Here is a 9,568-nt window from a genome sequence, read left to right on the forward strand (position 1 = left end):
CGCATCCGGAGCGCGCCGAGGGCGAACGCGGTCCCCGCAAGCGCCGCCGCCGCCGTCATGGCCGTCCGGTGGAGAACGCCGACGCCGGCATCGCCGCGTCCACGTCCGCGCCTGCCGCTGGCAAGCCCGCCGCGAACGCGCCCGTCGCCGGCAAGCACGACAAGCCGTCGTTCTTCAGCCGCCTGGGCCGCAAGTTGAAGTCGCTGGTCGGCGGCTGACGCCGACCCGGTGCCCGGCATCGCCTCCGCGTCGATGCCGGCGCCACGCGGGCATCGCTTCCGCGTTGGGCGCTCCGGCATAATCGCCGCATGAGCGTGCTTCGATTCGAAAACGTCAGCAAGCAGTATCCCGGCGGGCACACCGCCCTGTCGGAGGTCAGCTTCGAAGTGGCCGAGGGCGAGATGCTGTTCGTCACCGGCCATTCCGGCGCCGGCAAGAGCACGCTGCTCAAGCTGATCCACCTGAGCGAACGGCCGAGCCGCGGCGCGGTGGTGTTCGCCGGCCGCAACCTGCTGAAGGTGCGCGGCGGACGCATACCGCTGCATCGCCGCGAGGTCGGCGCGGTCCACCAGGACCATCGCCTGCTGACCGATCGCACGATCATGGAGAACGTCTCGCTGCCGCTGATCCTGCGCGGCGAGCGGCGCGCCGACGTGCAGAAGCGGGTTCGCGAAGTGCTCGCCCGGCTCGGCCTGGGCCATCGCGAGAAGGCGCTGCCGACCCAGCTGTCGGCCGGTGAACAACAGCGCGTGGGCATCGCCCGGGCGATCGTCGCCGAGCCCAAGCTGCTGGTAGCCGACGAACCGACCGGCAATCTCGATCCGACCCTGGCCGCGGAAATCATGGAACTGTTCGCCTCCATGCCCGAACGCGGCACCAGCGTGTTGGTGGTGAGCCACGATCTGGCCTTGCTCAAGCGCATGCGCAAGCGCGTGCTGGTGCTGGACCACGGCCAGCTGGTCGACGACATCTCGCCCGCGGATCTGGCCGAATGAACGACAGCAACCGCTTCTCGCGTCCGCGCTCGGGCTTCGGCATCTGGCTGGACCAGCATCTCTACAGCTTCGTCTCCAGCCTGGGCCGGCTGGTGCGGCGGCCGTGGGCCACCCTGCTCACCATCGGGGTGATGGCGGTGGCGTTCGTGCTGCCGCTGGGCCTGTGGCTGGCGCTGACCAATGTCGAGCAGTTCGCCGGCGATGTCAGCGAATCGCGCGGCATCGACGTTTTCCTCAAGCTCGACGTGCCCGAGCCGCGCGCGCGGGTGCTGGCGGTCCAGCTGGGCGGCCGCGCCGACGTGGCCAAGGTGGAATTGCGCACGCCCGAGCAGGGGCTGGCCGAGTTTCGCGAGCGCAGCGGCCTGGGCGCCAGCCTGGACGCGCTGGAGGGCAATCCGCTGCCGACCCTGCTGCAGGTGACCCCGCGCGGCGACGAGACCGGGCTGGTGGCGATGCTCGAACGCCTGCCCGAAGCCGATCTGATCCAGCACGACGCGCAATGGCGCGACCGCCTGCGCGGCTGGCTCGGTTTCGGCGAACGCCTGGTCTGGGTGCTGGCCGCGCTGTTCGGTATCGGCGCGCTGCTGGTGGTTGGCAATACGGTCCGGCTGGACATCCAGTCGCGGCGCGAGGAAATCGGCGTGCTGCAGCTGCTGGGCGCCAGCGACGGCTTCATCCGCCGTCCCTTCATCTATCTGGGCGCCTGGTACGGGCTGGTCGCCGGCGTCCTGGCGCTGGGCCTGCTGGTGGCCGCCGGCGCCGCCCTGCAGCCTTCGCTGACCGCGCTGGCGCAGAGCTACGGTAGCCGCTTCGCCCTGGCCGGACTGGATCCGTTGCGCGCCGTCGCCGTGCTGGCCGGGGCAACAGTGATCGGCTGGCTGGGCGCATGGCTGGTGACCGGACACTTCTTGCGGCAGACTCGCCCGACCACCACCTGACCCGCCCGCATGTCCGACGCGCTCCGGCACCTCATCAGCGACGCCCCCCGGGTGATGGTGGTCGACGGTTCCAAGCTGGTGCGCAAGCTCATCGCCGACGTGCTCGAACGGGACCTGCCCGGCGTCAACGTGATCGGCTGCGCCAGCCTCGCCGAGGCACGCAGGGCGCTGGCCGAGGGCGAGATCCACCTGGTCACCACCGCGCTTGCGCTGCGTGACGGTGACGGCATGGAAATCGCGCGCAGCGTGCGCGAAGCGTCCGGCCAGGCCTACGTGCCGGTGATCGTGGTGTCCGGCGACGCGCAGCAGCACCTGGAAGAACGCCGCTTCAACGAATACGTCACCGACTATTTCGACAAGTCGCTGGGACACGAGGCGCTGGCCGCCTTCATCCGCGGCTACGTGCAGCCCGAGCCGATTCCCGGTGCGACCATCCTGTACGTGGAAGACAGCCGGGTGGTCGCGGAGACCACCAAGCGCATGCTGGAACGGCAATCGCTCAACGTGGTGCACGTGCTGCGCGCCGAGGATGCCTTCGCCCTGCTCACCGCCGAATCGCTCGGCCTTTCGACCCACCGCTTCGACCTGGTGCTGACCGACGTGACCCTGAAGGGCGAACTCAGCGGCCGCGACGTGGTGCAGCGGATCCGCATCGACTTCGCCTACGGCAAGCGCCGCCTGCCCATCCTGGTGATGACCGGCGACAGCAACCGCGACAACCAGGCCGTGCTGCTGCAGGCCGGCGCGAATGATCTGGTGCTCAAACCGATCGAGGAACGCCTGCTGGTCACCAAGGTGTTGTTCCAGCTGCGGCTGGCGCGGATGGAAGGGCGTTGAGGGCCGGGATTGGGGATTCGTGATTGGGGATTGGCAACGGCGAGGGGCGTGTTGGGTACCATGCCAATCCCGAATCCCCACTCCCGAATCCCTTCGCTAAATGTCCGACCCCGAACGCATCAAGCTCGAACCCTCCTGGAAACAGCATGTCGGCGACTGGTTGCTGCGGCCGGAGATGCAGGCGCTGTCGGAGTTCCTGCGCCAGCGCAAGGCGGCCGGGGCGCGCATCTATCCGCCGGGTCCGCAGATTTTCTCCGCGTTCGAGGCGACGCCGTTCGACGCCGCCAAGGTGGTGATCCTGGGCCAGGATCCGTATCACGGGCCGGGGCAGGCGCATGGGTTGTGCTTCTCGGTGCGTCCGGGCGTGCCGGTGCCACCGTCGCTGGTCAACATCTACAAGGAAATCCAAAGCGATCTGGGCATCGCGCCACCGGATCACGGCTGCCTGCTGCCGTGGGCGCGGCAGGGCGTGCTGTTGCTCAACGCGGTGCTGACGGTGGAGGAGTCACGCGCGGGCGCCCATCAGGGCAAGGGCTGGGAAGGCTTCACCGATCACGTCATCGAGACCCTGGCGCGCGAGCGCGAAGGCCTGGTGTTCCTGCTGTGGGGCAGCTACGCGCAGGCCAAGGGCAAGGTCATCGACGCGCGCCGGCACCGCGTGCTGCGCGCGCCGCATCCCTCGCCGCTGTCGGCGCACCGGGGCTTCCTTGGCTGCGGCCACTTCTCCGCGGCCAACCGTTATCTGCAGGAGCGCGGCCAGGCCCCGATCGACTGGCGCCTGCCCCCGCTCGCGCAGCTCCCCCCGGATCCCCTGCTGGCGTAGAGCGGAGCTTGCTCCGCTGCGCGACGACCCGGGCAACGCGAACATCCAGATATCCCGCCAGCGGAGCAAGCTCCGCTCTACGTCAGCGCTTTTTCTTGCGTCGCGGCTGCGACGGGGTGACCGGCGGGGCGGGTACCGGAGCCGGGGTGACGTTCTGGATCTCGGCCTGNCGCTTTTTCTTGCGTCGCGGCTGCGACGGGGTGACCGGCGGGGCGGGTACCGGAGCCGGGGTGACGTTCTGGATCTCGGCCTGCAGCTCTTCCATCATCGGGACCATCTTCTGCTGGATGGCGCCCATCAGGTTCTGCATCAGCGCGGGCGTCTTGTCGAGCAGGCTGCGGCCGGCCGGGCTCTCGTAGAACTTGGTGATCGCGCGCACGTCCTCGCGGGTGAAGGTCTTCTTGTAGACATCCACGTACAGCGGCCGCATTTCCTGCCAGGACAGTGCCTTGCGCATGATCTCGTTGGTCTTGGCCATGATCCGGTCGGCTTCGGCGCGCTGCTCCGCGGTCAGCTCCTTGCCGGCCATCAGCTGGTCGAACTGCTGGCGCTGCATGGTTTCCATCTGCGGGATGATCGCGTTGAGCATGCTCTCGGCACGCGAGGCCTGCAGCAGTTTCTCGATGTCCGCATCCGAAGGTTCCGCCGCCCAGGCGGTGCCGGCCCCCAGCGCCAGCCCCGCGATCATGACCAGGCGCGAAAACAGCGGCATCTTCTTCATCGGGCGTCCATACGGAAAACAGAGGGTCTGCATGGTGCCGAGGTGGAAGTAAACGAGGCGTTAAATCACGTGCGCCGGCCGGCCCGCTGTCATGCGGGCGGTACGCGACCTCCACTACAATCCGCGCATGGGGAGCGGACGACTCGACATCACGCCCACGCTGGCGATTCCGGACGACGAACTGGTGGAACGGTTCGTGCGCGCCAGCGGCGCGGGCGGGCAGAACGTCAACAAGGTGGCCACCGCGGTCGAACTGCGGTTCGACGTGGCGCGGTCGCCGTCGTTGCCCGAACCCCTGCGCGAACGCCTGCTGGCCCGCCGCGACCGGCGCCTGACCGACGAGGGCGTGCTGGTCATCGACGCCCAGCGTTTCCGCACCCAGGATCGCAACCGGCAGGACGCCCGCGAGCGCCTGGCCGCGTTCATCGCCGCGGCGATGCACGTGCCCCGGCCCCGCATCGCCACCAAGCCATCGCGTGCGGCCAAGGCCCGGCGCCTGGACGCCAAGCGCGAGCGCAGCGAAGTCAAGCGCGGCCGTTCGCAGAAGAGCCATTGGGAGTAATCGATTGAGCGACGCCCAGGACGTCATCCCCGCCATTCCGCCGAACATGCCGCAGGTGCCGCCCAACCGGTTCACCCGCTGGATGGGGCGCACCTTCCTGCGCACCTTCGGCTGGAAGGTGGTGGGTACGTTGCCGGATATCCCCAAGCTGGTTCTGATCGTGGCGCCGCATTCGTCCAACTGGGACGGCATCTGGGGCATGGCGGCGAAGATCGCGATGGGCTTCAAGGTGCGCGTGCTGGGCAAGGCGCAGCTGTTCTGGTGGCCGCTGTCGCCGCTGTTGCGCAAGCTCGGCGTGGTACCGGTGGATCGAAGTTCGCCGCAGGGCACGGTGGAGCAGGCGGTGCGGATGATCCGCGAGTCGGAGCGGATGTGGTTCGCGCTGACTCCCGAGGGCACCCGCAAGCGGGTGGAGAAGTGGAAGGGTGGTTTCCTGAAGATCGCCCATCAGGCGCAGGTGCCGATCCTGATGGCCTATTTCCATTACCCCGAAAAAACCATCGGCATTGGCGATGTCTATTACCCCACCGGCGATGCCGAGGTCGACATGGCCGCGATCCGCGCCTGGTACCGGCCCTGGCAGGGCAAGAACCGCGGGACGGTGTGATGGCCCGCGGATGACGCGTCCGCCGGAATGAACCCGAAAGAAAACCCGCCGTGAGGCGGGTTTTCCATGTTGCGATCCGGAACCGGTGGCTGGCTTACAGCGCCGATCCGCCCAGCTTCCAGGTGAACTGCAGGTAGTAGCTGCGGCCGAACGAATCGAACCACGAGGTGTCGTAGTACGGATAGTTCGCCCAGGTGGCGTCGCGCGGTGGCATCTTGTCGAACAGGTTGTTGATCGACAGCGAGATGCGCAGGTGATCGGTCACGTCGTAGCGCGCGCCGGCATTGAAGCGCCAGGTCGATTCTGTCCAGGCATCGTTGTTGTAGTTGGCCACGCGGCCCACGTAGTTGCCGAACAGGCTGGCCCCGAACGCGCCCTTGTCCCAGCTCACGCCGACGTTGCCCTTGTTGCGCGGCAGCGTGGTGTCCGCGAAGCTCACGTCCAGCATGTCCTCGGTCGGATCGCCCGGATACAGCTGGCGGGTGTGGCGATGGGTCCAGTTGTAGTTGGCGCGGAACACGAAGTCGCCGGCGCTGGCGGTCAACAGGCGGTAGTTGGCGGTCACGTCGACGCCCGAGGTTTCCTCCTTGGCGATGTTGATCGGGCTGAAGTGCACGCTGGTGATGAAGCCGTCCTGGTCGCGGATGACGCGCGAGAGCGCGTCCACGCAGGTGGGCGAATTGATGTCGACCGACGCGCCGGAGTCGGTCACGCCCAGACGGCAGTCGGCCTCGGTCGAGCGCAGCAGTTCGCGGCTCTGCGTCTGCACCTGGTTGGACACCTCGATCTTGTAGTAGTCCACGGCCAGGTCGAAGTAGGACACCGGCGACCACACGAAGCCGGCGGTGAACGACTTGCTGGTTTCCACGTCCAGGTCCATGTTGCCGGTGTAGACGTCGAAGGTGTTGATGTCCCAGGTGCCGTCGTCGTAGCAGTCGCCGTCGCTGAAGCCAGGCTCGTCGGTCCGGCACTGGAAGTAGTCGGTCGACAGGGTGCGGTAGTAGTCATCGCCGGCGAACAGGTAGTGCATGTCCGGCGCCCGGAAGCCCGTGCCGTAGGAGCCGCGCACCAGCAGCGTGTCGAACGGGCGCCATTCCAGGCCGGCGCTGTAGGTGAACTTGCCCGGATTCTTGTTGCCGTATTCGTAGCGGTCATAGCGGCCGGCCAGGCTGGCCTGCAGCGAGGACAGCAGCGGCAGGCGGAATTCGCCCGCCACGCTCCAGCGATCGCGGTCGCCCTCGCCGTCGCCGTAGCGCGGGCCATAGTAGGCGTCGGCGGTCAGCGCGTACGGATCGGGATTGATCTCGTACGACTGCCGGCCGTACTCGATCGCGGCGGCGAAACCGACGTCGCCGGCCGGCAGGGTGAACAGCGACGGCGTGTCCAGGGTGAAGCTCAGGTTGTCGTTCTCGGCCTTCGGACGGAAGGTGGACATCGCCGCGATGCTGGCGAACTCGGCCTGGGTGAGCGGGGTGAACAGGCGCGCCGGATCCGGGCTGTAGATTGCGTAGCCGTCGGCGTCGTAACCCTGGCGTTCGCCCAGGAACAGGCGGTTGGCCGCTTCGGCCCAGATGCGTGGCATGCCCACGTCGGCCTTGTACTGCGAATGGTTGTACGCCGCTTCCCAGTTCCAGGCCTCGCCGAAAGCGCCTTGCAGGCCGGTGGTCACCGCGAGGGTCTTCTGGGTGGTGGTGTTCATGCGGTTGCGCAGGCCGCCGATTTCCTCCGGGGTGAACTGGCGCGACCAGGTCTCGTAGTGGCCGGTGACGGCGTTGTAGAACACTTTGTCGTTGTTGTCGGTCGAAGCCGGGTCGTGGAACTCCCAACCCATGACATCGCTCACCACGTCGTTGCCATTGGTGCCGGTCAGCAGCTTGACCTCCTGGCGGCCCAACTGGACATCGGCAAACCAGGACAGCGTGTCGGAGAAGCGGTACTCGAACGAACCGTAAGCGTTGTAGCCCTTGCGCTCGTTCTGGATGGTGCGATACGCGATGGCGCGCTCGCTGCCGCAGTACGGCTGGCCGAAACGGTCCTCGGCCAGCACGGTGGTGCCCTGGTTGAGGCCGGCCATCGCCGCGCAACCGTCCGCCGGGGCGATGTTGACGTCGTCGTCCCAGTCATAGAGCTGCGCGGTCAGGCGCGGCAACCGGCGGCGCGAGGTCGGCGCATCCAGGGTCGAATCCTGGACGCTGCGCTCGTAGCCCCAGAGCGGGCGCTTGTTGAGGAACTCCACGCCGACGATGCCACTGAACTCGCCGCGCTCGAAACCGGTGGTCAGGGTCAGCTTGTGCGACTCGCCGCCGCCGCGGCTGGTGTCGCCGTAGCGGTAGTCGATGGTGGTGCCGTCAGTGGACTTCTTGAGGATGAAGTTGATCACGCCGGCCATCGCGTCGGAGCCGTACACCGCCGAGGCGCTGCCGGTCAGCACTTCGATGCGATCGATCATGCCGAGCGGGATGTTGCCGATGTCGGTGAAGTTACTGCGGCCGTTGAGAGGCAGCGGAAAGTCGGCGATGCGGCGGCCGTTGATCAGCACCAGGGTATGGTTCGGGCCGAGGCCGCGCAGGTCGACCGCCTGCGCGCCGGGAGTGGACTGGGCGCTGGTGGTGTTCTGCTGGCCCTGCACGCTGCCGCTGTTCTGGCTGAGCGAGCGCAGCACGTCCGGCACGGAGGTGAAGCCGGCGGACTGGATCTGCTCGGCGGTGACCACGGTGATCGGGGCCGGACCCTCGATCTGCGCGCGCGGGATGCGCGAACCGGTGACCTGCACGTTCTCGAGTTGGGTGACGGGCTCCTCGGCGGCCTCAGCGGACTGGCCGGTGGGAGCCGGAGTAGGGCGGGCGGCGGGCGCCGGGCGCGGCGGGGCATCCTGGCGGACGATCACCACCGCGCCGGAGGCGGCGTCGCGGCGGGCGACGTGGCCGCTGCCGCTGAGCACGCGATCCAGCGCCTGGTCGGCCGGGAGATTGCCTTGCACGCCCCGGGTGCGCAGGCCCTTGAGCTGGTCGGCGCGGTACACGAACTGGGTGCCGGATTGACGCGCCAGCGTATCCAGCGCCGCCACCAGATCCCCGGCGGGGATGTTGACCTGCGCGGGTTTGGAATTCTGCGCCTGCGCACTCAGTGCGGCTGAACAGGCCAGGCTCAACAACAGGACACGCAACGACGACCGCATTGGATGGCTCTCCCCATGGGCGCACGGGAAGGCGCCCTTGGCTATCAGGACGAACGAGCCGGGGAAATCCCCCGCCCCCCGGACGGGTCAGAGGCTGTGCAGGACGATGCGGTCCGTACCGGTCTCGGCGCGGACCGGGAAGCCCTGCTCCAGCAGCCGCACGAACGCGTCCACGTTCGACCAGCGGAAATTGCCGCCGACCCGCAGCGCGCCGACGGCGGGATCACCCATCACGATCTTGCGCGCGTTGTAGCGGTTGAACTCGGACGCGGCCTCGGCCAGCGAGGTATCGCGGAAGGTCACGAAGCCGCTGCGCCAGTCGACCAGGCGTTCGGCGTCGGCGACCGAGCCGGTGCGCACCACCACGCCGTTGCGGCTGGCGATGGCCAGGCTGCCGGCCGGCAACAGGGTGGTCGGCTGCAGGTGGCCTTCGGCATCGGGCGAGGCTTCCAGCCGCACCGTGCCCTCGGTGACCACCACACGCAGATCGGGACCGTCCCGCCGCACCGCGAAGCGCGTGCCCACCGCCATCACCTGGCGCGGCCCGGCGCTGACCACGAACGGTCGGTGCGGATCCTTGGCGGCCTCGAAGAACGCCTCGCCGCGCTGCAGGTCGATATGCCGTTCGCGCCGCGACAGGCTGACCGCGATGCGGCTGTCGCTGCTGAGCGTGGCGCCGGAGCCATCACTCAACGGTACCCGGTTCAAGTCGCCCAGCGCGGTGGCGTAGGAGGCCTGCTCGATGACCCCGTAGAAATAGTGGTGCGCGCCCAGTCCCGCGCCCGCCAGCGCCAGCACGCCGGTGAAGGTGGCGGCCAGCAGGCGCGGCCAGCTGGCCGTGCGCTCCGGTCTGCGCGGCGCGAACACCAGCCGGGCGAGATCCGGCGGTCCGCCCGCCGAAGCCGGC

Annotated in this window: 9 protein-coding genes and 1 pseudogene; 7 read left to right on the forward strand and 3 right to left on the reverse strand. The window is 68.3% G+C overall.

The features are described from left to right. The 5 genes from rhlB to ung form a co-directional block, all read left to right on the forward strand. The coding region (gene rhlB / locus IQ458_RS19720) for an ATP-dependent RNA helicase RhlB (RefSeq protein WP_235997010.1) at positions 1 to 218 on the forward strand (218 nt) is incomplete at its 5' end. A 90-nt stretch (positions 219 to 308) separates the two neighbouring features. Next, a complete protein-coding gene (gene ftsE / locus IQ458_RS19005; protein WP_141455105.1) occupies positions 309 to 995 on the forward strand; it encodes a cell division ATP-binding protein FtsE in 687 nt (228 codons plus the stop codon). Then, on the forward strand, positions 992 to 1,933 hold the full coding sequence (gene ftsX / locus IQ458_RS19010; protein WP_203323785.1) for a permease-like cell division protein FtsX: 942 nt from the start codon (positions 992 to 994) through the stop codon (positions 1,931 to 1,933). The genes ftsE and ftsX overlap by 4 nt, the downstream gene beginning before the upstream one ends. Positions 1,934 to 1,942: 9 nt before the next feature. Further along, the gene (locus IQ458_RS19015; RefSeq protein WP_183639612.1) at positions 1,943 to 2,770 is read left to right on the forward strand and encodes a response regulator; all 828 of its coding nucleotides are present in this window, start codon (positions 1,943 to 1,945) and stop codon (positions 2,768 to 2,770) included. Between the two features lie 100 nt (positions 2,771 to 2,870). Further along, positions 2,871 to 3,593 carry a uracil-DNA glycosylase gene (gene ung / locus IQ458_RS19020; RefSeq protein WP_203323786.1) on the forward strand — a complete coding sequence of 241 codons (723 nt, stop codon included), beginning with the start codon at positions 2,871 to 2,873 and terminating at the stop codon, positions 3,591 to 3,593. 211 nt (positions 3,594 to 3,804) lie between these two features. Here the strand turns inward: ung and IQ458_RS19025 are convergent. Next, positions 3,805 to 4,314, reverse strand: a pseudogene (locus IQ458_RS19025) (DUF2059 domain-containing protein); the annotation flags it as partial. Between the two features lie 127 nt (positions 4,315 to 4,441). Here IQ458_RS19025 and arfB point away from each other — a divergent pair. Both arfB and IQ458_RS19035 read left to right on the forward strand, forming a co-directional pair. Continuing rightward, a complete protein-coding gene (gene arfB / locus IQ458_RS19030; protein ID WP_183639609.1) occupies positions 4,442 to 4,876 on the forward strand; it encodes an alternative ribosome rescue aminoacyl-tRNA hydrolase ArfB in 435 nt (144 codons plus the stop codon). A 46-nt stretch (positions 4,877 to 4,922) separates the two neighbouring features. After that, positions 4,923 to 5,483: a lysophospholipid acyltransferase family protein gene (locus tag IQ458_RS19035; RefSeq protein ID WP_203323790.1), complete on the forward strand. Its 561-nt coding sequence runs from the start codon at positions 4,923 to 4,925 to the stop codon at positions 5,481 to 5,483. Positions 5,484 to 5,577: 94 nt separating this feature from the next. On the opposite strand, the gene IQ458_RS19040 is transcribed toward IQ458_RS19035, so the two are convergent. Continuing rightward, positions 5,578 to 8,661 (reverse strand): TonB-dependent receptor, encoded by a 3,084-nt coding sequence (locus IQ458_RS19040; RefSeq protein WP_203323788.1) that lies wholly within the window; start codon positions 8,659 to 8,661, stop codon positions 5,578 to 5,580. An 87-nt stretch (positions 8,662 to 8,748) separates the two neighbouring features. Beyond that, on the reverse strand, positions 8,749 to 9,568 hold an 820-nt coding region (locus IQ458_RS19045), incomplete at its 5' end, for a FecR family protein (RefSeq protein WP_203323789.1).

The organism is Pseudoxanthomonas beigongshangi (genome assembly GCF_016820515.1).
In the GTDB taxonomy this organism is placed as follows: Bacteria; Pseudomonadota; Gammaproteobacteria; order Xanthomonadales; family Xanthomonadaceae; genus Pseudoxanthomonas_A; species Pseudoxanthomonas_A beigongshangi.